At 51.6% G+C, this 23,202-nt stretch carries 17 protein-coding genes; 3 read left to right on the top strand and 14 right to left on the bottom strand.

Features of this window, described 5'->3' with window-relative positions:
* Window positions 1–7: 7 nt before the first annotated feature.
* The 9 genes from VFS25_RS14520 to VFS25_RS14480 all read right to left on the bottom strand — a co-directional run bounded on the left by VFS25_RS14520 (window position 8) and on the right by VFS25_RS14480 (window position 17,587).
* The gene (locus tag VFS25_RS14520; RefSeq protein ID WP_326462881.1) at window positions 8–2,272 is read right to left on the bottom strand and encodes a GH92 family glycosyl hydrolase; all 2,265 of its coding nucleotides are present in this window, start codon (window positions 2,270–2,272) and stop codon (window positions 8–10) included.
* 149 nt (window positions 2,273–2,421) lie between these two features.
* On the bottom strand, window positions 2,422–4,683 hold the full coding sequence (locus VFS25_RS14515; RefSeq protein WP_326462880.1) for a DUF7133 domain-containing protein: 2,262 nt from the start codon (window positions 4,681–4,683) through the stop codon (window positions 2,422–2,424).
* A gap of 9 nt (window positions 4,684–4,692) precedes the next feature.
* A complete protein-coding gene (locus tag VFS25_RS14510) occupies window positions 4,693–5,163 on the bottom strand; it encodes a c-type cytochrome (protein WP_326462879.1) in 471 nt (156 codons plus the stop codon).
* A 71-nt stretch (window positions 5,164–5,234) separates the two neighbouring features.
* Complete coding sequence (locus VFS25_RS14505) at window positions 5,235–5,996, bottom strand: DUF3823 domain-containing protein (RefSeq protein WP_326462878.1); 762 nt, start codon at window positions 5,994–5,996, stop codon at window positions 5,235–5,237.
* A 32-nt stretch (window positions 5,997–6,028) separates the two neighbouring features.
* Complete coding sequence (locus VFS25_RS14500; RefSeq protein WP_326462877.1) at window positions 6,029–7,960, bottom strand: RagB/SusD family nutrient uptake outer membrane protein; 1,932 nt, start codon at window positions 7,958–7,960, stop codon at window positions 6,029–6,031.
* Window positions 7,961–7,984: 24 nt separating this feature from the next.
* On the bottom strand, window positions 7,985–11,125 hold the full coding sequence (locus tag VFS25_RS14495) for a TonB-dependent receptor (protein ID WP_326462876.1): 3,141 nt from the start codon (window positions 11,123–11,125) through the stop codon (window positions 7,985–7,987).
* A 1,481-nt stretch (window positions 11,126–12,606) separates the two neighbouring features.
* The gene (locus tag VFS25_RS14490; protein ID WP_326462875.1) at window positions 12,607–15,186 is read right to left on the bottom strand and encodes a hypothetical protein; all 2,580 of its coding nucleotides are present in this window, start codon (window positions 15,184–15,186) and stop codon (window positions 12,607–12,609) included.
* A 503-nt stretch (window positions 15,187–15,689) separates the two neighbouring features.
* Window positions 15,690–16,637, bottom strand: a complete 948-nt coding sequence (locus VFS25_RS14485; RefSeq protein ID WP_326462874.1) for a hypothetical protein — start codon at window positions 16,635–16,637, stop codon at window positions 15,690–15,692.
* A 185-nt stretch (window positions 16,638–16,822) separates the two neighbouring features.
* Entirely contained in the window at window positions 16,823–17,587 is a 765-nt protein-coding gene (locus VFS25_RS14480; protein WP_326462873.1) for a basic secretory protein-like protein, read from the bottom strand.
* A 612-nt stretch (window positions 17,588–18,199) separates the two neighbouring features.
* On the opposite strand from VFS25_RS14480, the gene VFS25_RS14475 reads away from it, so the two are divergent.
* Window positions 18,200–19,198, top strand: a complete 999-nt coding sequence (locus tag VFS25_RS14475; protein ID WP_326462872.1) for an aldo/keto reductase — start codon at window positions 18,200–18,202, stop codon at window positions 19,196–19,198.
* A 110-nt stretch (window positions 19,199–19,308) separates the two neighbouring features.
* On the opposite strand, the gene VFS25_RS14470 is transcribed toward VFS25_RS14475, so the two are convergent.
* Window positions 19,309–19,896, bottom strand: a complete 588-nt coding sequence (locus tag VFS25_RS14470) for a papain-like cysteine protease family protein (protein ID WP_326462871.1) — start codon at window positions 19,894–19,896, stop codon at window positions 19,309–19,311.
* 208 nt (window positions 19,897–20,104) lie between these two features.
* The gene (locus tag VFS25_RS14465; protein WP_326462870.1) at window positions 20,105–20,437 is read right to left on the bottom strand and encodes a TfoX/Sxy family protein; all 333 of its coding nucleotides are present in this window, start codon (window positions 20,435–20,437) and stop codon (window positions 20,105–20,107) included.
* 207 nt (window positions 20,438–20,644) lie between these two features.
* Here VFS25_RS14465 and VFS25_RS14460 point away from each other — a divergent pair, with 207 nt between their 5' ends.
* Complete coding sequence (locus VFS25_RS14460; RefSeq protein WP_326462869.1) at window positions 20,645–21,085, top strand: SRPBCC domain-containing protein; 441 nt, start codon at window positions 20,645–20,647, stop codon at window positions 21,083–21,085.
* 69 nt (window positions 21,086–21,154) lie between these two features.
* Here VFS25_RS14460 and VFS25_RS14455 read toward each other — a convergent pair whose 3' ends face one another.
* Entirely contained in the window at window positions 21,155–21,625 is a 471-nt protein-coding gene (locus tag VFS25_RS14455) for an SRPBCC family protein (RefSeq protein WP_326462868.1), read from the bottom strand.
* Between the two features lie 266 nt (window positions 21,626–21,891).
* On the opposite strand from VFS25_RS14455, the gene VFS25_RS14450 reads away from it, so the two are divergent.
* Complete coding sequence (locus VFS25_RS14450; RefSeq protein WP_326462867.1) at window positions 21,892–22,617, top strand: DUF92 domain-containing protein; 726 nt, start codon at window positions 21,892–21,894, stop codon at window positions 22,615–22,617.
* 29 nt (window positions 22,618–22,646) lie between these two features.
* On the opposite strand, the gene VFS25_RS14445 is transcribed toward VFS25_RS14450, so the two are convergent.
* The gene (locus VFS25_RS14445; protein ID WP_326462866.1) at window positions 22,647–22,883 is read right to left on the bottom strand and encodes a hypothetical protein; all 237 of its coding nucleotides are present in this window, start codon (window positions 22,881–22,883) and stop codon (window positions 22,647–22,649) included.
* A gap of 99 nt (window positions 22,884–22,982) precedes the next feature.
* Window positions 22,983–23,202 (bottom strand): VOC family protein (locus VFS25_RS14440; protein WP_326462865.1); only part of this gene is annotated, 220 nt, incomplete at its 5' end.

The raw sequence follows: 23,202 nt of genomic DNA, 5'->3' as shown, positions 1-23,202 counted from the left end.
ACGCTGCTTATTGCGGGCGCTGCGCGGGTGATGCGCCAAAGTTGTAATTGGGTTTGCTGCCCATCCAGTACTGCAGGGTACCGCCCCGTACAATATCGCTGTGCAGCAAATAGCTTTTCGTGTACTCCTTACCGTTTAGCGTAATACGTTGTATGTAAATATTCTCCGGGCTGTTATTTACCGCAATAATGGTAAAGGGCTTGCCGGAGGGCGTTTGTATTACGGCTTTATCTACCGCGGGGCTGCCGATCACATAAGCGCCGGAAGCGGGAAATACCGGGTAGAAGCCCAGGGAGGAGAATACGTTCCAGGCCGACATTTGCCCGCAATCCTCATTACCGATGGTGCCATCGGGCTGGTCGCGGTACATTTCACGCATTATGTAGCGCACCTTTTCAGCAGTTTTCCACTGCTGGCCGGCGTAGGCGTACAGGTAGCTGATATGGTGGCCGGGCTCATTGCCATGGGCATACTGCCCTATAAGGCCGGTAAGATCCTGCAGGGTGCTGCTGCTTTGAATGTCCAGCGTAAAAAAGCTGTCGAGCCGGGCGGCGAACATCTTTTCTCCGCCCAGGAGCTTTATAAGTCCGGGCACATCGCCGGGCACCAGCCAAAGGTATTGCCAGGCATTGCCTTCGGTATAGTCGCGGCTGGGCGCTTTCATGGCGTCAAAATCCGGGCGGCGGCTGCCGTTCTGCAATACGGCGCGGAAAAAGCCGGTACCGGCGTCGTAATATTGATGGTAGTTTTGCGCGCGCTTGCTGAAATACGTGTAGTCGTCCTGTTTATGCATGGCTTTGGCCATGAGGGCGGTGCTGGCATCGCTTATGTCATATTCCAGCGCGCGTGCTACAGAACCGCGGAAACGGTCGCCGGGTATGGGTTTAAAGTTCTTCACGTACATCAGGCCCAGGCTGTCGCCCATGGCAGTGCCTTTTATTGCGTTGTACGCGCGGTTTGCATCAAATCCCTTAATGCCTTTCAGGTAAGCTTCTGCCACTATCTGCATGCTGCTGATGCCTACCATGGTGCCGGTTTCGTTGGCGTTCAGGTGCCAGATGGGCAGCTTACCCTGCTGGTCATAAATAGCCAGCATAGAGTTGATCATGTCTGCCGTGCGTTCCGGCTCAATAATAGTGTACAGCGGGTGAGCGGCACGGTAGGTGTCCCACATGGAAAAGATGGAATAGTTCGTAAAGGCCGTGCTGTTATGCGGTTGCTTGTCGGCCCCGCGGTAGTCGCCGTTATGGTCATTGAAAATAGCCGGGTCTATCATGGTATGATAGAGGGATGTATAAAAAATGCGCTTTTCTTTGTTGTCTTTAGCGGTTACCTGTATTTTGGAAAGCTCCTTATTCCATTTTTCATCTGCATTGCGGGCTACCTGCTGAAAGTTCCAGCCGGGTATTTCCGCATCTATGTTTGCCAGGGCATTATCGGCGCTTACCGGTGAAATGCCTACTTTCATCTGCAGGGTAAAAGGGCTTTCATCAAAGCTCATAATGCCTTTAATGGCATTGCCTTCTCCCCTGCTGCCGGGCTGCAGCCTGTCTTTATCGTATACGCTGAACTGCTTAACGGGCACGGACGTACGGATAGCGAAGTACACGCGCTGGTCTTTTGCCCAGCCCTTTGAATAGCGGTAGCCTTTAAAGGTTTGCGCATCTACCTGCTCAATAAAGGTTGCGGTGGCTTTGTCCTGCGTACCTTCTTCCAGGTCTATTATTACGCGGGCAGTGGCGCTGCCGGGAAAATTATACTGGTGAAAGCCTACGCGCTCCGATGCAGTAAGCGCTGCGGTTACATTATAATCATCCAGCTTTACGAAGTAATAGCCGGGCTTTACCTTTTCTGTTGCATGGGAGTACAGGGAGGCGTAGCCTGCGCGGTGGTTTGCTTCTGTGCCTTTATCGGTTTTGATCTCGCCGGTGTAGGGCATAATGAGTATATCTCCCAGGTCGCCAATGCCCGTGCCGTTCAGGTGCAGGTGCGAAAAGCCAATGAGAATGCTGTCCCCGTAGTTGTACCCCGAGTCCCAGTCCCACCCTTTGAATATATTAGTGGGCCCCACCTGCACAGCGCCAAAGGGCACGCTGGCGCCTACAAACACATGCCCATGGCCGCCGGAGCCAATGTACGGGTTCACGTATTGCGTGAGGGACTGCGACTGCGATTGTGACGGTAAAAGCGGCTGGGACTGTACACGCGATTGCCCATGTGCCGCCCCGGCCATGGCCAGGCAGCAGGCAGCGGTATATAATAAGTGCTTCATCTTTATTCTTTTCGGCATTATCCATCAATATTTACATGCAGCTATATATTAACCTGATCACCTGTTTTAAATCTTTATTGACAATATTGTTTCATTGAAAAGAACCTTCACAAAACAATACCAATCCTTTCCGACGTTTATATAAACGGTTATTTTTCCTCCAGCTCTTCCAGCGTCCAGAACCGGCCGCGGTTGGCGGTTTCGGCGCGCACCTTCTTCACCTTATCCACCGATACCACCGGTGAATAATTACGGTTACGCTCACGGTGCTGCCCAAATGTGTAGCGTATGTAGCTGAGTACGGAGGCTACCCATTCATCATTATTGGAAGCGCCAAAGGGCGCCATAATATCTGCATAGGTTTTGCCGTCAATAGGCCCGGTAAGGCCGTTGAGCAATATCTTCATAAGCTTTACATCGTCGCCGTTCACGCGCCCGGAGCCTACAAAGGGCGGCGCAGCGGTAGCGCCGCTGTTGCCTACTGCAATGCCTTTACCATCCGGCCCATGGCAGGTGGAGCAGAGCTGTTTGTAAATAGTGGCGCCATGCAAAATAAGGTTACGGCTGGCAGCAGGCATGCTGCCCAGGCGGCGGCCGAATAGCTTAGTATTAATATTCACCTCAATGCTGCGGGCAACGCCGTGCATAAACTCCTTATCGGCGCCGTTGCTTACAATAGCGGCTGCCAGGCTTTTTGCTTCGTCCGACTTAGCGGTGGAAAGGGTGTTTACCAGCTGCACCTGCACATCTGCCGAAGGGTCGTGCTGCAGCGCTGCCAGGTGGCTGATCATGTCTGCATCATTTTGCTTTACGTACTGCTCGCTGATCCAAACCGCGGTTTTACGCACCGCTGCGGCGGTGTCGCGCATGGCTTTATATAAAATATCCTTGCCGGCGGCGTTTAAACCTTCCAGCGTCCACAGGGCGTGTATACGTGCCAGTGCGCCGGTGTTTTTGCCAATGGCTGATTGTCCCAGCGCTATCTGCTGCAGGGCGGGTATAAGGGAGCGGTCGTTGCGCACAATGATCTCTCTTTGCGCATTATCGCGCCACCAGCCGTTGGGATGATCGAGCCAGGCAAGCAGCTGCTGGCCGCTATCGTCCAGCATATGCGGTTTGGGACCCGGTTGGTAGCCATCATGCACCACGCGGTAAATGCGGCCGCGGCCAATATGCTTATCCAACCCCTTGTTCAAAATGCGGGGGCGCAGGAAGCTGCCTTCCTTTGTCCAGTTGCTTTCCTGTATAATGCCGTGGTACATATCTACTATGTACAGGCAGCCATCCGGCCCGGTAACGGTGTTCACCGGGCGGAAATTCATATCTGTAGATGCAATAAACTCCTGCTGGTTGTAGGCGTTTACCAGGCTTATTTTGCCGTTGGTATTTATTACTTTGGCGCGGCGTATTAAACGGCCTACCGGCTCGCAAACAAGCAGGTCGCCTTCCAGGTCGGCCGGCAGGGCATTGCCGCGGAAAACAGACTGGCCGCAGCTGGCGGTAAAATGATTGAGCGTGGTATCGGGGCGCAGGCGGCTCATACCGCCCTGCACATCGGGCGTGGCAATGATAGGCCATACTGCCTGAAATGCATCGCTGAACTGATCGCGCGGATTCAGGATGCCGTAAGACGGGTTGATCTGGAAGCCCAGCGCCGGTATTTCCGCACCTGCGCTGGAAAAGAACAGGCGGCCGTAATCATCGTTGCCCACACCCCACTGCCCGCCGGGCGAGTTGGCCAGGGAGTCGGCTACCAGCCGGCCGTCTTTGTACTTATAACGCACAGGGTCGCAGCTTACATAGATCCAGTTATCCAGGTTCCACAGCAGGCCGCTTTTCTGGTGCTCCAGGTTGCGGGTGTCCGGCGTGTCGTTCTTATATACCTGTACCTTTTCATCGGCCTTGCCGTCGCCGTTGGTATCGGCATAGCTGTAAATATTGTATGTGTAGGTTTCGTTTACCAGCAGCTTATGGCCTACGCACAGCAGCATGCGGGGCAGCACCAGGCTGTCGATGAACACGGAGCTTTTATCCATACGCCCGTCACCGTTAGTATCTTCCAGCAACGATACCCGGCATACCGGTTTGTTCTCATCAGTGCCGTTGATGTCCATCATGTAGGTAAGCATTTCTGCTACGTACATGCACGCATTGCCATCCCAGGCAATGGCTACGGGCTCCTGCACCATCGGCTCGCTGGCTACCAGCTGCAGGTGATAGCCGGGCTGCAGGTAAATAGACCGCATGGCGTCTTTTACGGATTTATAGGAAGGATCGGGATGCGGGTTTACAATCACCTTGCCGGTTGCATCATGCTTTAATGCGGGTTGTGACGACCGGCACTGGTAAATAAGCAGGCTGCCCAGCAACAGGCCTGCCGTTATACGCCACTTGTTATGTAATTTGCTCATCTGCGCCTGTTATTTTGCATTAAGGGATAGGATGTACTGCACCATTTTCTTTGCATCGGCCGCCGGCAGCGTGGGGTGCGGCGCCATGGCCACCTGGCCCCATACGCCGGAGCCGCCGTTAAGCACCTTTGTTGACAGCTGCGTTACACTGGCGGCTGTATTAGGATATTTTTTGGCAACATCCATATAGGCCGGGCCTACCAACTTCTGATCTACCTTATGGCAGGCCAGGCAATCTGATTTGGACAGCAGGGCTTTGCCTTCTTCAATGTCCTGCGCGCTGGCTACGGGTTTGGCTGCCGGCTTTGCGGCAGGTTTGGCCTTTGCGGCTTTGGCGGGCGCCTTTTTCGCAGGGCCCTGTTTGGCCCCGGTTTGCTTTGTTTGTTCAACATGGCAATGTGCGCCGCTTACCGCGCGCACCTGGTTTCCTTTACAAACGGCCCAACAAAGCAACCCGGCCAGTAATAAGCATTTAGTCATTGAATATGCAGTTTAATATTTTCTGTTTTTAAAGTCCATGAACTAAATTCCTTAGTTCATGGACTTTTCTACTATACGCCCGGTATGCTTACCAGCTTAGGCTCATTGTAGTTGTAGCGTTTATTTACGTTATCGGCCGTGCGCGCGCCAACCCGCACATAGTAAGTGCGGCTGGCGCCCAGCGTGCCTTTAGTAGTGATGCTTACGGTTTGCCCCAGCAGCGCATTGCCGGCCGTACCGCTATACTTTACCTGGTTGGAGTAGCGGTTATCGTAGCTGGCGTTGCTTACGAACGGCGTGGTAGACACATACAGGAACACATCCGTTACATTGAACTGGTAGGCGGGATTGGCGGTGCCTCTTGTAAAGCGGCATTGCACGGTTACGGTTTTATCCGCGTTCACCACGGGCTCTCCCACCCACTCTACTTTCAGGAACGGATCTACGTTAAACTCTACGCTGGTTACGCCGGAAACATCAACGGTTTTGCTGTTATCCACAATAGGATCGCTGGTAGTTACCAGCGGCACAAAGGCGCCATCCATAGGGTATACCTTATAGGTGCCTTTAAACAGGCGGCTGTTGTTAAAAGTACCATCCGGTTTTACGTTAAAGTATTGCGGTATTACACCTGTACCGTTATTCCAGGTCTGCTCTTCGAGGCGCATGCGTATGCCGGCCGATTCTGTTTGTATGGGCTGGCCGGTGCTGTTATCGATGATACGGCCGGTAAGGGTTTCCGACGGCTCCTCATAATTATCGTTCTTGGCGCAGGCGCTTAGCAGTACTATTGCCAGGCCTGTTATAAAGGTATGTATGGAAAATCGTTTCATGGTTTATTATTTTATGGATGGATGGTAACGCATCACTGGTTCTGCACAAGTTTCGGGTTCTTGGTGATTTCGCCGTTGGGTATCTGCTCATAATACCACATAGGCTGGAAAGTGAACTGCTGGTTACCTTCATACCTTCTTTTATCGAAAATATATTTGCCGTTGGCGGCTACATAAATGGGATTGAGCACCAGCCAAACACGGTTCTGTATTTCAGTGTCGGCTGTACGCCAGCGCTTGATGTCCCACCAGATCTTATTCTCAAAACCCAGTTCCTTGCGCCTTTCATTGCGGATGATGTTAACATCGTTCAGGTCTGCGGGGCTGGCCAGCAGGTTTGCGCCCGCGCGGTCGCGGATGTCGTTGATGCACATAAAGGCATCCTGGCGGTAGTCAACATCATTCTGTCCTGCGCTCAGCAGCTCATAGGCGGCTTCTGCACGGTTCAGCAATACTTCGGCATAGCGTATTTCCATCCAGGGCTGGAACGATTTGTTCACAATCACATCTGCCACGGGCTTGCGCTCATCCAGGTACTTGCGCTGGAAGAAACCGGAAATGGTCACTGAGCCGCCGGTAGTGCCGTAGGTGCCGCTTAAGCCGCCTGCATTCATTTTCTGGCCGTTGGGCAGGTCTACGATGGGCGATGGCAGGTTGCTGCTGTTCACCGCGGGCACTATGTTGGGATTGTTGGCGTAAGGATTAGTGGTGTTGGGAAAAGGGCTTTCACTGCCGGGGAACGGGCTGATGCCGCCGCTGATGTCGCCTTTATAAATGCCCCTGCGCACATCTATCACCTGGCCTTTAAAGGTGGCGCCAGGCATGAGCACAGTGGCCAGCAGGCGCGGTTCCGCATTCTGGAAAAAGCTGTACAGGTTATCGTAGTAAGCGTACTTGCCGGTGGCGGCATCAATGGTTTTAAGGCTGCCGTCCGGGTTGCGGGGCAGGCCGTCAAACAGCTCCACGTAGTCCAGCGTAGGGTTCATGTAAGAGCTGTAGCCATCCTTGCCTTTCATCTGGTTAGGAATGGCAAACAGGTCAAAGCTATGCACCGCATTCAGATCGCTGTACTCTTTCATAAAAATGGCTTCCTTATTGGCGCTGCTTACATCAAAGAACATGTTGTAATAATTCTCCTCTTTGTTGGCAGATGCGCGGTACAATGCATAACCGCCGGTTTCCACCAGCTTTGCCGCATCGTAGCTTTCTTTAAAATAGCGTACTGCTTCTGTGGAAGGAATGCCCTGCACCTGCTTGCCGGTGGCAGGGTCTGAAATGTTCTTGGTATTGTATTTTGCAATAGAGCCTGCAAACAGCATTACCCTTGATTTCAACGCGGCAGCTATGAACTTATTGGCGCGGCCGCGCTGCTCGCTGGTGGCGTTCATGAGCATAATGGCGGTGTCGAGGTCCTTGCCGATGTAATCATATACTTCCTGCTCGGAGCTGCGCGGCACCTGCAGCTCTTCGAGCCCTTGCTGCGGATAATACTGCACACCGGGCGTAATGGGCACGCCGCCATAACGTTTGGCCAGCTCAAAGTAGGTGAAGCTGCGGATAAAGCGGGCTTCGCCCAGCCAATGATCTACCTGCGCCTGGTCAAAGTTAAAAGCATAGGCAGGCATGGTTTGCAGGAAATAGTTGGCGTTGCGGATCACCACATAGGCATCGCTCCAGTAGCCGGTTTGCGCATTGCTTTCGCTGCCTACGTTCCTGGACATCAGCTCACCGGTAAGCGTATTAATATTGGTGATAAAATTGAACTGGTTATAACCGGCCGACATATTATACTTGAAATCCTCTATGGGCAGGCGGTTGTACAGGCCCGCAAAATATGCGGTTACCCCTCCCGGGCTGGCAAAGGCATCTTTATCCTGCACAATATTATCGGGCAGTATGCCCAGTTTATTGCAGGCAGTGGTTATACACAGCAGTATCAGTAACGGATATATGAATTTTTTCATTTGTGGAATGCTTTAATTGGATCATTAAAAATCTACACTCAGCCCAACGTTATACGTTTTGTTCAGCGGGTACACATAGCCATACAGGTCCGACGGGTGTTCGGGATCCACATAGCGTACGCCCGTTACCGTAAACATGTTGTACGCGTTCACATACAGCCTGGCCTGCTTTAAGCTGGCCTTGCGGGTAACGGATGGCGGAAACACGTAGGTGTAGCCCAGCTCCAGGCTTTTAAGCCTGGCATAGGAGGCATTTTTTACCGCAAAGGACGAGTTGCCATCGAACCCGGTGCCTGTCATGGCAAAGTGGCCCGGCACATACTGCGTGTTCGGATCATACGGGTCGGCCGCAGGATCTGCAGGGTGCCAGCGGTCCATGTACTGCTCCAGCGCATTACCGTTAAAGTTCAGCGGCGTGGCCAGCGCTTCCGGGTAGGCGATCCATTTCATGGCAGCGCCCTGTATAAGCGCGCTCAGGTCAAAACCCTTATAGCTTACGCCTATGCTTATCCCAAAATTGATAAGGGGCGGGTTGGGCGTGCTGGTGCCCCTGTCGGTATTGCCGTTGTACGTAGATGCAATAGGATGACGATCCAGGTCATCGATATAACCGTCGTTATTCCAGTCTTCATATTTATAATCACCCGGTACGGTGGCGCGGTTACCGCCGCCGTTATCTATGGTATAGTTGTAAATATCCTGGAACGACTCAAACCGGCCGGCGCCGCTGTAGCCCCACCATACATCGTTGTAGCGGTCGTTTACGTTGTTGCGCCAGTTATCGTAGGAGTTGCCGGCAACAGCGCGTTCATAATGACGCCATTTGGTACGGGTGTAAGATATATTGCCGCTTACATTGTAATTCACCTGGCCAATGCGGTTGCGGTGCGTGAGCAGCAGCTCCACGCCGTTGCTTTGGTCGCTGTTCAGGTTCTCCTGCGGAAGGGCGGCGCCCAGGGAACCGGGAAGCGACAGCAGGCGGTTAGCCAGCAGCCCATCGCGGTTGCGGCGGAACCAGTCGAACTGAAAGCCGAACAATCCATTCCAGAAATCAGCATCCAAACCAAAGTTCAGCGACTTTGATTTGAACCAGGTAATATCCGGGTTAGGCAGCACGCGGAAACCCAGGGCATTGGTAAAGTTGCCGTCAAACACAGACCCGGCGGGCAGCGTTTGCAGGTTGCCGGAAGCGGGATAGTCGTAACCGGTAAGGTACTGGAAACGCAGGCCGCTGGCATCGCCCATTACGCCGTAAGATGCACGGATCTTGATATTATCAATGAAGGTGAGCTTCGGATTATCTTTTATAAATGCTTCTTCTGAAACGCGGTAGCCGGCAGATACGGCCGGGAAAAAGCCCCACTGGCCGGTAGGCGCAAAACGGGAAGAACCATCGTAACGGCCGCTGAGGTCCAGCAGGTATTTGGAGTTATAATCGTAATGCACCTTGCCTACAAAACTTTTGGTGGCATAGTTGGTAAGGCCGTTCAGGTCCTGCGTGCCTACCTGGTTGGCGGTGGTGCCGGTGCCCAGCTGGTCCAGCGTGCCCAGTACCAGGTAACGGCTGGCGCTGAAGTTGTCCGACTTTTGCGTGCGCTCCTCATACACGCCCAGCACATCTATATTATGCGCCTGGGCAAAGGTATGCGCGTAGCTAAGCGAAAACTGCAGCATGGTATTGGGCGATGCGCCATAGTATCTGTTTACATTAGACGGTGTTTGCAACGGCTTGGGATTATATACGATGCTGTCGCCCGCATTCACGGCCTGGTACACATTAAAGGAACGGGAAAAATTTTTGTTGTCCGATGTTGAATAATCGTAGCTGTACAGCGCTTTGGCATTCAGCCCTTCTAAAAAGGGTACGGCATAGTTCAGCGAAAACGTACCCTGGAAGGTGTTGGACACGGACTTTTTATACCCGTCAATATCTGCATTGGTAAGGGCCAGCACATTGGTGCCGTTATCATCCAGGTAGTTGATGTAGTCCGGGTTGTTGTTGGCGTACAGCGAATAGGTAGGCGGATGCCGCCACAACGCCTTAAAAATGCTCCAGGAGTCTTCATACGGCTGGTTGCGGGTGTCTGAAATGCCGCTCAGCTGCAGTTCTGCGGTAAGACTGTTGGAAATTTTTGCCGTAAGGTTGGAGCGTACGTTGTACTTTTTGTAATTCAGGTCGCCTGATTTCCAGAAGCCCTGCTGGCTTAAATAGCCCAGGCTTACGAAGTAGGTCATTTTTTCCGATCCGCCGCTGGCAGTGAGGCTGTGCTCTGTTTGCGGAGCGGTGCTGCGTATTACCGCGCCATACCAGTCGGTGCTGGTTTTTGCGCCGCTTGCATAGGCGTCGAAATCGGCCTGGTTGTATACCGGCGAGCCGCCGTTCACATTGTGCAATGCTCTTTCATTGAACAATGTCATCCAGTCGATAGCGCCTAACACCTTGGGCAGGCCGGAGGGCTTTTGCAGCCCTACCGTTACGGTGTAGTTGAGCTGTGTGGTGCCGGCCTTGCCTTTTTTGGTGGTAACCAGGATTACCCCGTTGGCGGCCTGCACACCGTAAACGGCAGCGGCGGCGTCTTTCAGCACGGAAATGCTTTCAATATCATTGGGGTCCAGGCGGTTCAGGTTGCCGCGGGGTACCCCATCGATGATAATGAGCGGCGCACCCAGGCCGCGGATGTCGAAGCTGTTGCTGAAAGAGCCCGGCTCGGCGCTGTTCTGCACTACGCGTACGCCCGGCAGGCGGCCGCTGAGCATGTTCAGCACATTTTCGTTACGGGTGGTTTTAATTTCATCGCCTTTTACGGTGGCAATGGAACCGGTAAGGGTAGCCTGGCGCTGCTGACCATAGCCTACCACTACTACTTCGCCCAGGCTGCTGTTGTTGCGTGCCAGGGAAATGCGCATTTCCTGCGCGGATGCGGGTACTTCTTTTGCTACGTACCCTACATAAGAGATCACTAAAAGGGTGTTGTTGGGAACTTCCAGCGAAAAGCGGCCTTCTGTATTGGTAACGGCGCCCTTGTTACCATTTTTTACTTTTACCGCCGCGCCAATGAGCGGTTCCCCGCTCTCGTCGGTAACCCTGCCCCTGACGGCTATGTTTTGCGCATAGCCCTGTAAGACCATACAACATGCCAGTACCATAAATAGCATTTTTTTCATACCGTGGTGTTTAAAATGTGGATTTACAATTTGGTTGAAACGGCGACAAGTTAAACGGGCACCGCTTAACAAATGCTTAATTACAGATTAACCGGCTGCTGCTGCCCTTAACAAACGCTATAATTAGCGTATTAACTGGCAAAAAATCGCCGGCCAGGCGCACTTTTGTTATCACATTTATTTTCACACGCGGTTAGTTTATTTATAATAATGTATGCCTATATAGATTGCATGGTTGCCGGCGCCCGTGTAAACCGGCGGTGCATTGCCTGCTTTGCCGGGTTGGCAGGAGCGGCCATAATGACCGCTCCTGTTACACTCCCCGTATAACCATGGTTTCCTGTTGGTCTTATAGATGGAAATAGAAAATAACGTGGAACTTCCGGCGTGAATGCCGCTGTATCTTTAACGGTGCTGTAAATAAAATTAACCGGCGGGCATTAATAAAGCACTAATAAAGGACTAATAGGGCCGGCGGTAGTGTTAATTAGTGTTAGCGTTATCATTGAGCGGTTGTAATTGCGGATGAGCGGAGGGGTGCATCGCAGGTTTCTGTGTTCTTCTTTTGAGGTGGGTCGCATCGCAGGTCCGGCTACGAACTGCGCCCGCCTGTTTTGAATATCTATTAAGCGCAGCAGGTTGTATGAGCAATCGCAATTCATGAAGCTTCATCAAGCACGTCACGCCGGCCAAGGTTCTTCGCCCGGACCTGCCGAAGCGTACCCTATGGAAAGCAGTGAAGTATTGACGGCAGTGACGGGAAGTATAAGCCCGAACCAGTGCCGGAACCAGAACCAGCGCCAGCCCATATGCTGACAGCCGTGAATATTTGCGCCCGCCTGCTTTGAATATCCATTAAGCGCAGCAGGTTGTATGAGCAATCGCAATTCATGGAGCTTCATCAAGCATGTCACGCCGGCCAAGGTTCTTCGCCCGGACCTGCCGAAGCGTACCCTATGGAAAGCAGTGAAGTATTGACGGCAGTGACGGGAAGTATAAGCCCGAACCAGTGCCGGAACCAGAACCACCGCCAGCCCATATGCTGACAGCCGTAATAAATTACCGGCCTTCAACGCGGCAGCCCACTGCCCTATTTCACTGCCTCTATCCCACACTGCGGTTCCGGAGGTGCGGCAAATGGGCCTTTGCCCGGCGCGACACGATTGATAAAGCCCCCTAGTAAAAAGATGCTGACACGATAACTACCGCTGCAGCAGACCTTCAAACAGGCGGGTGCAGCCCATTTGCCGTACCTCCGGAAAAGCAGAACTGAAGAATTAATGATGCAGCAGACTTTCAAGCAGGTACAGCCCATTCGCCGTACCGCCGGAAAAGCAGAACTGAAGAATTAATGATGCAGCAGACTTTCAAACAGGCTGGTACAGCCCATTTGCCGCCCCCCGCGGGAAAACAGCAGGCAATATTTGCGGGTAGCTCACGAACAGGTTATAATACAGTTACGGAAAATCACTGCCCCTGCCCTACTCCAGTATCTCCTGGAAATTCTTTTCAAAATCCTCTCCGTACAGGCGCTTATACTCCTTGCCGAAATGTTCAAAGGTATCACGGGCCAGGGAGTGCTTGCCCAGGTAAGCCAGGGATTTGCACTTGATGCTCATGGTATCTTCGTTCACAGGGTCGAAGTAATAAACGTAGTTTGCGAGCTTGATCAGGAAATCCGGGTCTTCGCGCAGGTCAACAGAAGAGGCGAAGTGCATATAGGTATCAATGATCTCGTTGGAAATTTCCGATTTAAAAACATCCAGCCATTCATGCTCGTCATTGGTAAGAAAGCTGCCCCGCTGTATAATATCTGCCAGGCCGGCCATAAGGGTTTTGTTCAGCTGGCCCTTATCGCGCATAATGGCAAGGTAACGGCTGTAGTCAATATCCACCTTATCGTAGTCAATATCTATCTTCCAGTAACCGGTGTCTTTGGAAATACGGATATGACCGATCCTTTCCAGGATGTTCTTTAGCTTGGCGATGTTTACAGAGCGGTTATTACGCGCGCTGGCGGCGGATTTATCAGACCACAATATTTCCTTGAGCTTTTCAGAGCTGATGCCCCGCTCCCACCGGATGCTGTACAATAAAATAACCAGGAACAGCTCCCGTATCAGCGGCGTGAATAGCCGGGTAACTTCCTCCCCGCCTGCGTCGCGTACCTGGAAATCACCAAACAGGTGAATGGTTACCTTTTCAGCAGGTGCTGTAGCCGCAGGCGGTATGGCTGCAACGGGAGCAGCAGGCGGGTTAGGCGCAGAAGGCGCAGCCACCGGCAGATTAACAGCGGCATCATGATGCGCACCGTTGACAGCTGCCTGCACCGGTGGCGGAACCATAGCCGGTGGTGTAACAGGTACAGGCGGCGCGGCGGCAACCGTGGTTTGTAACCTGCGGCGCCTGCGTATGATAAACAATAATAACAACAGTAAAACAACAGCAGCGCACAGCACAATAACGCGGGTGTAATGGTGCGCAGGCACGGGAGCCGGTAACAGCGCCGGTAGCGGCGGCCCGTATAGCGTATAAATATTAATGGTGGTGCGGTTGTTTTCCTCATCATAGAACAGCGTGGGCACTACAAAGCGTTTGGCGGTGCTGTCGTAAAACACATCTGCATAAGAGCGGATGTCGTGGAACCGGTAAGGGATCTTATCTCCCACTGCCTCAAACACAGGCTGGGTAAGAGAACCTTTTATGAGCTGCAGCTCTGAATCAAATTTATGCTTGGGAAATATAAGCCCGTAATAGCTGTTCGCTGGTTCGTCCACCACCAGTGAGTTGCCGAATACAAATTCATCGGTGTCGGTCTTCAGGTCGTAAACCTTTTTAATGGTATGGGTGCGCACATCAAAATAATCCAGGTCGTACAGGTTGCGGGGGTTCAGCACCTGCCGCCCCGAGGCGCTGCCGTAACCGCCCATGATATAAGCGCCGTGCGCGCCCGCGCCTAATGCGGCCAGGTAGCGCGGCGTCATGCTGGTCTTTGACGAATCTACCAGCTGCAGGTTGCCGTCGGGAACATGATACCGGTAAATATTGCTTTTATACAGGAAGAAACCGTAGCCGTTAAACGTATACAGCGAGCTATCGGACGGTGAATAGTATTTGTTGAAGTGGCAGTAGTTTACTCCATCTGTAAATACCGGCAGCTGCCGGTCCCAGGCCAGTGTGGCAGGATCCAGGACGGCCATGTCCTGCATGGTGATGGTAAGCAGATAGATCTTTTTATCAGCGGGGTTGTAAAACGATTGGTACTTGGCGGAAACTGCCTGCGGGCCGGTACTGTAGGCAGCTGCTTTTATTTTATTCATGGGAATAAAATAGCGGAACAGGGAGTCGCGGCCTACAATATACAGGGCTTCCTCTTCCTGGCTGAACGCTACGCTGGCGGCGCCGTCTATCGTAAATGAATCGTGCTGCTGCCAGTTGCTGCGCATACGTGTTACCCACTGCGCATTGGTAACCATGCCGTTATTGCCGCCCAGCGAATCGGCCGCCAGGCTGCCCGCTGCTTCGTTCAGCGGCCAGTAATGCTGCAGGCGGTTGTTTTCCAGGATGCGGATGTTGCGCAGCATCATGGGTGGAACATCGGAATTTTTGAAATGCAGGTAATCGTTGGCGCCAAAGAACAATTTAAAACAACGGCTGCGCAGCAACAACGGCTGCTCAAATACCTGGTTATCGGCCAGCAGGCGCATCGTTCCCTTATTACGGTTAAACTGAAGGCGGAAGGTATGCCACCGGTCTTCTGTGCCAATACCGGGCAGGTCAAACACAATACCGGAAAAAGTATCGCCTATTACAACCCTGAAATGGCGGATGGGCGGACTTTTATCATAATCATATATAAGATCTATGTTCCGCCCGTCGTCTGTAATCACCCGCACCAGGTAGCCGAAATAATTCTTCTGATTGGGAATAAAAGATACTTCAAAGGCAAGCTCCATATTACCGGCTGCGCAAAGGGAATGGTCCAGGCCCAGGGCCAGGCCGGTGCGGTTATCCTGGAATACTTCATGGCTGCGGAAATCAAGTCCGTAGGTTTGACCCAATACCCTGCAGCAGACAATTAACAAGATAAATAGGATGGTAATGGATTTGTGGAATCGCTGTATAAACACCTTGTTCAATAATAAAACTACCGTTTACGGTCCGAATTTAGCAAGATTTTGGAATATTCCGTTTACCATTCATGGACTACACTGCCCCGCAGCTGCTGCAGCAGGGAAAAAATAAACGGCTCCTGCACATAAATGCGAGCCGCTGCCTGCCTGGTATGTATTATGCGCGGCTGCGCCGGATCGCGCTAGGGAAGAATTTAGGGGCGAGATTGATATGCTGAAAAACGCCATCGTCCTGTGGCCGGAGGGAGAAACGGTTGCCCTATGCGTTGGCTGATGCTGCTGAAATACCTGTATATGCTGTTGATGATGTTGTGCCTGACCGTATTTTGGGGACCTGGCCAGCAGGTTCTGAAAGCGGCCGGCCGCCTATTGAATGGCAGACGCCGGCCGCGGGGTGAGTACTTACAAGCGCATCCCCCTTTATTCATCAATCAGTAGGTAATGCCCGGAAATGCGGCGCGTGCCTGGTTGAACTGCGTTTCATACTGGGCAGTCCAGCCAAAGGCTATAGTAGCCTGGGCCTTCAGGTTTTTTCCTACGGCGCCGCTCCAGAAATGCACAAACTCGCCCATGTTCATATCACGGGCATAGTTTTGGCCGTTCTTTGGAAAATACTGCGCCAGCAGCGTAAAATATTTGTTTAATCCTGCAGTGCCCTTCAACTGGTAAATGGGGTAAAACCAGTTCCTGAACCACTGCGTGCCTGCGCGGGGATAGCCATCGGTATTATTGATCACCAGGTTATACCAGCGCGTAGCATCGGCTGTTCGCCCCAAACCTTTATACACATCGTAGATAAAGATCTCCGCCCATTTGCTATCGCCCCATATGCCAAAAGCCGGGGAGTTATGATAGCCTTTGGAGGCGCCTTCCACAATATGCGCTACCTCATGCGTAACAATATCCAGGTCGTTACCGGCGCCTGAAAGCCAGGCGCTGGTGCTGCCCGAGCCTACGTCTATCACGTTGCGGTAGTCGTGGCTGGCGTCAAAGTAGGTAGATGGATGGCCGCCGCTGTATTTGCCGGTATGAAAAACGGCAAACAAACGCGGATCTGATCCAAAGGCGCCGTAAACACTTTTGGTATAGCGCCACACATCGCCCATGTAAGTATAGGGCCAGGTAACGCTGCGGCTTACATCATTATCATAATACACAGCTACATCATTGTCGTAAAACATACGGCTCAGCAGCTGGTTATGCTCAAACCAATGCTCCTGCCAGGTGGCAGGCGGCGCGGCCAGTGCTGCTTTTACAGCAGCGGTGTTTGTTCCGGGCGGCAGCGGAATAACGCTATCCTTGCCGCAGGAGATAGCCAGGCACAATAGTAAAACGGGTATGCTGCGCGGGATGCAGCTTTTAAGCGGTGGAATTTTCATACGGTTTAGTTTAAATAATGAAAATAAACAGTACCTGCGGCAGCCGGGTTACGGCGCCGTATATACGCATACGTGGAGATAGCGCTGCTGAAAAGGATCGGCTGTTCATCGCTCCCGGGGTGAGAGAATAGTAACAGCAACGCTACGGTACTGTGTTCACTTTAATTGCTCAATAGCGTGTTATTTTATAATGCAGGGTTTTGTGAATAATCGGCCCACAGCTGGTCTACGGATTTGCCTGTGAGCTGGCTCCAGGTGCTGCCGGTATATGTTTTGGTACGCAGCGCGGTGTTCAGGTCATTTACAATGCTGCTGCGCACATGCAGCTCCAGCCATACCAGGAAGCGGGCTGTTACGCGGTAAGCATCTGTGTAGTTTTGCGAAGCGTTCCAGGCCGGTAATGACCAGCCGGCGGGACCGTTATTTACGCCGTATTTGTACCGGGCATAATCGGCAATGCCTTCTGTAAGCCAGCCCGGTGCGCCGCCGGTGTAGGCCTGTACAATGTGCATTACCTCATGGGTTACCACGTCAATGTCTTCCGGGTGGTTATGAAACCAGGCAGCGCTAAGGGTGGTGACAGCACCGGACGTATAGGCCACGCCGTTATAGGTGGGATCTATAACGAACTTCACCTTTTTGGTAGCGCCGGTATAAAAACGATTTAACAATTTCGGGTAAACGGTAAAGAATGTGTTCACCAGCCGCTGACGTTCGGCATCGTCAAAAGTAGCGTCGTTATTGGTTAAAGTAAGCGTGTAACCATTGCTCGTGTATATGACCGTGCCTACGGGCGTGGTGGATTGGGCCTTTACTTCGCTGCTGGTTACAGGTGTTTTAGTGCTGCTATCGGGTATATCGGGTGTAACAAGCAATGATTTGCTACAGGCGGAAAATAAAAATAAGCCCACTACACCGGGGATAATGGCATGTTTAAGAGGACGTTTCATTTGAATTCGGGTTTTTCATTCGGGAGTTGGATGAGTAACAGCGATCGTACTGAAGATAAGGCAATCCTTCTTATTTTCATAAGGGGAATATAAATAGTGACAGTTTTTTTAAACAAGCTTTATAAAAAAACCGGTGGGTTGTCATTCAGCTGTCAGCCAGCTGAACCCTGGTACTATAACGATTTTGCAACATTTACAGGATTAGTTATTCAAATTAGCTTTTGCAGTAAAAGCAAAAGTAAAAAGTAAAAAAGTAAAAAGGGCGCAGGATTGATGATGTAGAATGATGATGTAGAATGAATAATGTAGCATGAATGATACAGGATATAGGATATAGGATATAGGATACGGGATAGGGGATACAGGATATAAGATCTGCATCTGAAATAAAATAGGCAGGTTATTTGGTGAAAGTAAATGCAGACATTGCATGTAAAACACATCGCATACCTATATAAGACTATAGACGGCAGCCCCTCTCATCTTTTTACTTTTTTACTTTTTACTTTTACCTTTTCACCCCTTGTTTGAAATTTGCAATCTTTTGTTTGAATGGTTTAATTGCCGGGAACCTGCCGCGGCGTAATTTTGAAGTGCTAAATAAATTTCGTTATGCAATACAGAAAACTGGGAACCACGCAGGAGCAGCTGTCTGCCATTGGATTAGGATGTATGGGAATGAGCGCCTTTTACGGCGACCGCGATGATACAGAGAGCATTGCTACCTTAAACCGGGCATTAGACCTGGGCATTAACTTCTGGGACACCTCCGACATGTACGGCAACGGGGATAATGAAAAGCTGATCTCCAACGTACTGGTGCCTAACCGCAGCAAAATTTTTATTGCTACCAAATTCGGCATCCGCTTTAAAGACGGCATAGCCGGCACCAGCGCCAGCCCCGGTACCTATGCCGATGGATCGCCGGAGTGGGTAAAAACCGCTGCAGACGCCAGCCTGAAAAGACTGAAGATCGATACAATTGATCTATACTACCTGCACCGTGTAGACAAGAACGTGCCTATTGAAGAAACCGTAGGCGCAATGGCCGACCTGGTTAAAGCCGGCAAGGTGCGCTACCTGGGCCTGAGCGAAGCCAGCGCCGCTACCATCCGCAGGGCTCATGCGGTACACCCCATTGCAGCGCTGCAAACAGAATATTCTTTAATGACACGTGATGTGGAAGCTGAAATACTGCCCACGCTGCGCGCGCTTGGCATATCACTGGTGCCCTACTCTCCCCTGGGCCGGGGCTTTATTACCAGCATGGATATGAGCAAGCTGCCGGATAATGATTTCCGCAAAAACCTGCCCCGTTTTTCAGGCGATAACCTGGACAATAACCGTGCGCTTACAAACGAGCTGACAGCTATTGCAGCCGGCAAACAATGCACGCTGGCACAGCTGGCCCTGGCCTGGGTGCTCGCCCAGGGGCAGGACATTATTCCCATTCCCGGCACCAAACGCCGCAAATACCTGGAGGATAATGCCGGCGCTGTTGATGCGCGCCTTACTCCCGCAGATCTTGCCGCTATCAATGAACTGCTGGATCGCTACCCGGTACAGGGCAGCCGCTACGCTGAAGCCAGCATGAAAATGCTGGATAAATAGAGGAATGTAAAATATTAAATGTAGAATACTAAATGTAAAAGTCAGGTACAAGTGTTGCGCCTTCATTAAGGTAACGCACTGCCCTGCTTTTACATTTAGTATTTTACATTTTACATTTCCCCCTGCTGCAGGTCAATGGTCATAAACCCTATCAGGCCTGCTTCTGTCAGCTGCTCCATGGTATATTCCACCACCTGCTCGCGCGGCCCGGCAGGGTCCATCAGGCGCACCCGCGTAATGCGGGAACGGCTGCCATCCGTTACATAATCCGCGCCCACACAAATACGGCCGTGCTTTTTGGTGGCCATTACCAGGGGAATATCTTTTTTCAGATGGTCAATGATCACGTCCGGGTCATTAAAACGGCCATAGGAAATATATACCCGCACATTTACCGTTTCTCCCTGCTCATTCTCATAACGGCCGCCCAGCGGCATACGCGCCAGCTCATAATTTGTGCCGGCGCCACGGTTCACCAGTTGTCCGTACAGCTTTACCACCTGGTTCTCCTGGGTTTCGGGGATGCCTACTGCATTCAGCATCATTTGGTTACAGGCTGCCCAGCACCATTCCGGTTGTTTTTGCATGGTATAAAAAGACCGGGGCGCTGTAATATCTACAGAAAATGCCTGCGTTTGTGCATATACGGCAGCAGCACTTTGCAGGAGCAGCATCGTACATAATACAATACGTTTCATAGTGTACTACGGGATTTAATATTACTGAACTGGGTACAACTATTCTGTAAATGCATCCGGATAATAGGAAAAGAAAGTGAGAATCAGGTTAATAGAAGTGGTGTTCGGGGTATGTATAAGAATAGAATAACAATTCGATAATTAAGATACGGTTTTTTTTGAATTTCAGCAATTATCGGGCGGCAAGTTCGCAAAATATCCCTGCCCGCTACTTTCGCCGGGGCACCATCTTATTATACGCCAGCGCCTGCCGCATCCAGTAGCTGAAATCAGCCTCTTTTTGTATACCCTCCGGGCCAACCAGCACAAACCCTTTCAGCACCCTGCCGCCCAAAGCCATTTCATGGCAGCCCTTCCGCTGCAGGGCGGCTGCATATACATCCGGGTTAATGCGGCACATCAGCTCATCTTTCATAATCCCCACACACATTTTTTCATCTACCATAAAGGTAAGTCCGCCCATCATTTTCTTTTCCGCTACAGCAGGGAGCCCGGCCAGCGCCTGGCGTACCCGCGCGGCCAGTTGTTCGTTATAAGGCATGGAAATTATTTTGCGGTAAGTTATATTATTATTTGCTGTCCTGCCAGCAGAAAGGAACAATGTATAAAAAAACAGCCGCCGTCCGTGACGGAATCTCCCCCTGTATTAGTCGCTATTTACCCTCCCGGCTTATAAAAAAGAGTTGCAACTTTGCTACGTACCATTTAACCTGTATTTACAATTATTGATTACTTAAAACCATCAACAATGGAAAAACAAGTATTCAGCATTACAGTGAACGCACCCCGCGAAAAAGTTTGGAGCACCCTCTGGAACGACGACACCTACCGGCAATGGACGGCCGTGTTCAGCCCGGGCTCGCGTGCAGAAACCGACTGGAAAAAAGGCAGCAAGGTATTGTTCCTGGGTGACACGAATGAAGGCATGGTATCTACCATCGCGGAAAGCATCCCTAACGAATACATGTCGATAGAGCACCTGGGCATTGTAAAGAACGGCGTGGAAGACCTGGAAAGCCCTGCCGGCAGGGAATGGGCGGGCGCGCATGAAAACTATACCCTGAAAACAGTGAACGGGCAAACAGAAGTAACGGTAGATATAGACATTGCAGACGCCTTCAGGGAATACTTCCTGCAAACCTGGCCCCAGGCCCTGGAAAAGCTAAAGGCCCTGGCGGAAAGTAATTAAGCCGCGCAGTGTTGGGCCGGCAGCAAGCGGGCCTGTATACCCTGCGGTTTGTGATCAATAAAGGCGTGGTTACTGCACCCCTTCCGGGAACTTATCTGCCACCAGGTTCAGTTGTATGCCATGCTCCAAATAGGCTTTGGCGCCCGCCAGCACCAGCGTAAACCCTTCCGTGCTGCCGCGCACTGCGGCCAGCACTTCGCCGGCATTACCCTTAAAGCCATCATTTACCACTGTTACATAGGTGCCTTTGCCCTCCAGGGTTTTGAAGGTCCAGGTGACCTGTGTAACATCTTTACCGTTTCCCCACTCCATCACAATCTCCTGGTGTGGTGTAACGGTTTTTACTGTAACCGGCACCGAAAGGTTGAACATGCCCCAGGTCCATGTTACCTGCTGCCCTGCTGCCAGCGGGCCGCTGCTGTGCGTGAACCAGAATTTAGTGATCACATCAGGATTTACAATGGCGTCGAACACGGCTGCTACTGGTTTACGGATAAGCATAGACGCTTTTGCAAATGGCTTGTTTTCGTTTTCCGTCATTGTGCAAGGTTTTATGATACAACAAATAGGTGGCGTTAACAGCAGGGGAAGCCGGCGCCTGCTGCTAATAGTAACCAAACGGTTACAAATATAACGGTTCATTGGTAAACGGCAAACAGCAGACAGCGGCAAATAATGATCAGCTGCCAGGGTGTATGCCGGCGCAGGGCTACACGGCATTATGCCGGCAGCCTTCCTGTTATTTGATGCCGTTAATACATCTAATCCGCTGCTGATTTTATATTTACATAGCTTTACTGCTTCTTATGCAACATTTAACTTTGAACAATACCGTTATTGTAACCGTGCTGCTGCTGGTAGTTATTGTACTGTGCATACGTACCCGCAAACTAACAGTAACGGCTGCACTCACAGCGGGCATAGTGGGTTTTGTGGTGTTTGCAGGCGCGGGGTATAATGGTTTGCTGCTGCTGGCCGTTTTTTTTACGCTGGGCGTGCTGGCAACCGCTCACCGGAAAGATGTAAAGGCTGCACTGCACCCCAACGGCTTTCATCCCCAGGCCAGGAATGCGTGGCAGGTGCTGGCCAACGGCGGCACAGCGGCGCTGATGGCGCTGGCCACGCTGGCAGATCCTGTGCATGCAGCGCTGTATCACGGCATGCTGGCCGGCAGCCTGGCTGCCGCCGCGTCAGATACATTGTCTTCGGAGCTTGGCATGGTGTACGGCCGTAACCATTACAACATACTTACCTTTAAAAAAGATGTGCGCGGGCTGGATGGTGTGGTAAGCCTGGAAGGTACGCTGGCAGGCATTGCCGGCGCTTTTATTATTGCTTTTATGTATGCGCTGGCCGCTGGTTTTGGCAGGCAGTTCTTTTTCACCGGACTGGCAGGCGTACTGGGTAATGTGGCAGATTCCGTACTGGGCGCTGCGTTTGAGCGTAAGCGTTATATGGGCAACGACCTGGTGAATTTTCTCAATACCCTGTTTGCGGCTGTATGTGTATGGCTGTTTACTGCAGTAATGTAGGTATTACCCTGGTGCGGTTACTTTTACATTTAAGATTTTACATTTTGCATTTGATATTTTTGATGCTTTTCCCTCCTGCGTTTCCGCAGCAAGTGCCCTTTCCACATCCATAGCCCGCTGAGCACCACCACCGGCAGAAATACCCAACGCACGGCATTGGCCGCAGGAGGGTTACCGGCCACCGGCCCGTAAATATATCCCAGTATGGGAATGCTGAGCACAATATGTAGCCAGCGGATGATCTTACGTTCTGTAGCTGCTTTCATAAAAAAAGGCTTTGCCGTTATTAATACAGCAAAGCTATTCTCCCGGAAGCGTGCCATAGCGGCAAAGTATACATGACGGGCAAATGTGCCGACGAAAACTTATCCTTTTGGCATTTTGCTGAAGTCCATGTACACGGGGTTCCAGCGGTGGCCGTCAATATCGGTAAACACGCCGCCGTATATCCATCCTTCCATGTCATGCGGGGTATGGTCGGTTTTACCGCCGGCAGCCCGTACTTTTTCCGCCAGCGCATCAACCTCCTCCTTGCTGGCCATGTCAAATGACAACAGCACTTCCGTACCCTGCTGCGTATCTGCA

The sequence above is a fragment of the Chitinophaga sp. genome (assembly GCF_035761305.1).
Taxonomy (GTDB): Bacteria; Bacteroidota; Bacteroidia; order Chitinophagales; family Chitinophagaceae; genus Chitinophaga.
The sequence above is the reverse complement of the archived record's forward strand: the minus strand, read 5'-3'. Positions and strand labels throughout refer to the sequence as shown.

What these genes read in the sequence shown, in the direction of transcription:
- VFS25_RS14505 (WP_326462878.1), bottom strand. Translation starts at nt 5,996, where the DNA reads ATGAAACGATTTTCCATACATACCTTTATAACAGGCCTGGCAATAGTA.
- VFS25_RS14470 (WP_326462871.1), bottom strand. Translation starts at nt 19,896, where the DNA reads ATGAAACGTATTGTATTATGTACGATGCTGCTCCTGCAAAGTGCTGCT.
- VFS25_RS14500 (WP_326462877.1), bottom strand. Translation starts at nt 7,960, where the DNA reads ATGAAAAAATTCATATATCCGTTACTGATACTGCTGTGTATAACCACT.
- VFS25_RS14485 (WP_326462874.1), bottom strand. Translation starts at nt 16,637, where the DNA reads ATGAAAATTCCACCGCTTAAAAGCTGCATCCCGCGCAGCATACCCGTT.
- VFS25_RS14460 (WP_326462869.1), top strand. Translation starts at nt 20,645, where the DNA reads ATGGAAAAACAAGTATTCAGCATTACAGTGAACGCACCCCGCGAAAAA.
- VFS25_RS14465 (WP_326462870.1), bottom strand. Translation starts at nt 20,437, where the DNA reads ATGCCTTATAACGAACAACTGGCCGCGCGGGTACGCCAGGCGCTGGCC.
- VFS25_RS14510 (WP_326462879.1), bottom strand. Translation starts at nt 5,163, where the DNA reads ATGACTAAATGCTTATTACTGGCCGGGTTGCTTTGTTGGGCCGTTTGT.
- VFS25_RS14475 (WP_326462872.1), top strand. Translation starts at nt 18,200, where the DNA reads ATGCAATACAGAAAACTGGGAACCACGCAGGAGCAGCTGTCTGCCATT.
- VFS25_RS14480 (WP_326462873.1), bottom strand. Translation starts at nt 17,587, where the DNA reads ATGAAACGTCCTCTTAAACATGCCATTATCCCCGGTGTAGTGGGCTTA.
- VFS25_RS14520 (WP_326462881.1), bottom strand. Translation starts at nt 2,272, where the DNA reads ATGAAGCACTTATTATATACCGCTGCCTGCTGCCTGGCCATGGCCGGG.
- VFS25_RS14495 (WP_326462876.1), bottom strand. Translation starts at nt 11,125, where the DNA reads ATGAAAAAAATGCTATTTATGGTACTGGCATGTTGTATGGTCTTACAG.
- VFS25_RS14515 (WP_326462880.1), bottom strand. Translation starts at nt 4,683, where the DNA reads ATGAGCAAATTACATAACAAGTGGCGTATAACGGCAGGCCTGTTGCTG.
- VFS25_RS14455 (WP_326462868.1), bottom strand. Translation starts at nt 21,625, where the DNA reads ATGACGGAAAACGAAAACAAGCCATTTGCAAAAGCGTCTATGCTTATC.
- VFS25_RS14445 (WP_326462866.1), bottom strand. Translation starts at nt 22,883, where the DNA reads ATGAAAGCAGCTACAGAACGTAAGATCATCCGCTGGCTACATATTGTG.
- VFS25_RS14450 (WP_326462867.1), top strand. Translation starts at nt 21,892, where the DNA reads ATGCAACATTTAACTTTGAACAATACCGTTATTGTAACCGTGCTGCTG.